We start from the raw sequence: 1274 nt of genomic DNA on the forward strand, positions 1-1274 counted from the left end.
GACCATCGGTCGGGCGACGAGAAGGCTGAACATAAGCAGCCGCCATCGGTTCTGGCCCCAGCGCGCGCAGACAGGTCATTGGGTGAGAGGTTCCCGCGCCGACTTCCATGTCCAATGGTTGAACAATGGTGCAGCCCTGGCGAGCCCAGTAATCCTGTAAGGTCAGGATCAAGCCCTGGAAGGTCCTGGTATCAAACTTTTGCATATTATTTCGTGCTGGATACGTGTGGATTTAAAGGAAGGGATCAGTATACCCGCTGGATGGAAGATATACAGTACGAAACGGGAAAAAGCAGGGCTTAACGCATGGAAAGATGCAAAAAATGGCCATCTGCGTCAAAAGAACAGACAAACTGCTCTTTACGGAAGGTATAACCGCGCATTTCATAGCTTCCCTGGAACTGTTCGAAGGCGGTGACGTCGATTTTTTGCTCGCCGGTGTTATAACGTTTTGCCGCCTGATCCTTGCATAACGCTTCCATATTCAACGAACGCAGAGGATCAACCTTTACCCGTTGTGCTTTCTGCACGGGTGACGGTATAGAACAACCCACTAGCACCATAAGCGCCATTGCCGGAAAGAAAGCGTTCATCATCATTAAATTACCGTCTGGTTTGCAGGTGAGTCTTATTATTTATATCGGTATAGTGGCTGATATCTTACGAATTTCCTTAAGCCTCTATAAGCTGTAGTGATAAAACTCAGATTATTCCAGTGCGCCAACCAAATGATTTATCGGTCAGACTTTTTTTAACCAGATACAGAGACACAGATGCAGCCCAAAATTTACTGGATTGATAACCTGCGAGGGATAGCGTGTTTAATGGTGGTGATGATTCACACCACTACCTGGTATGTGACCAATGCTCATAGTGTTAGCCCCGTCACCTGGGATATCGCCAATGTTCTGAATTCTGCCTCTCGTGTCAGCGTGCCGCTATTTTTCATGATATCCGGCTATCTCTTTTTTGGCGAACGCAGCGCCCAGCCGCGCCATTTCTTGCGTATCGGCTTATGTCTGATTTTTTATAGCGCAATCGCACTGCTCTACATTGCGCTGTTTACCTCCATCAATATGGAGTTAGCGCTGAAAAACCTGCTGCAAAAGCCAGTGTTTTACCACTTGTGGTTTTTCTTCGCGATTGCGGTGATTTATCTGGTTTCACCGCTGATTCAGGTGAAGAACGTCGGCGGAAAAATGTTGCTGGTGCTAATGGTGGTGATTGGCATTATCGCTAACCCAAACACAGTGCCGCAGAAAATTGACGGTTTT

General features: G+C 47.3%; 2 protein-coding genes and 1 pseudogene. 1 reads left to right on the forward strand and 2 read right to left on the reverse strand.

Annotated features, from left to right (window positions below; translation table 11 throughout):
- Nucleotides 1-205 (reverse strand): glycine--tRNA ligase subunit alpha (locus R7Z41_RS23905; protein ID WP_113604562.1); only part of this gene is annotated, 205 nt, incomplete at its 3' end.
- Nucleotides 206-299: 94 nt separating this feature from the next.
- Complete coding sequence (locus tag R7Z41_RS23910) at nucleotides 300-599, reverse strand: YsaB family lipoprotein (protein WP_000980107.1); 300 nt, start codon at nucleotides 597-599, stop codon at nucleotides 300-302.
- Nucleotides 600-773: 174 nt separating this feature from the next.
- Here R7Z41_RS23910 and wecH point away from each other — a divergent pair.
- Nucleotides 774-1274: pseudogene (gene wecH / locus R7Z41_RS23915) on the forward strand (O-acetyltransferase WecH); the annotation flags it as partial.

The sequence above is a fragment of the Vibrio sp. 1457 genome (genome assembly GCF_033340195.1).
GTDB lineage: Bacteria > Pseudomonadota > Gammaproteobacteria > Enterobacterales > Vibrionaceae > Vibrio > Vibrio alginolyticus.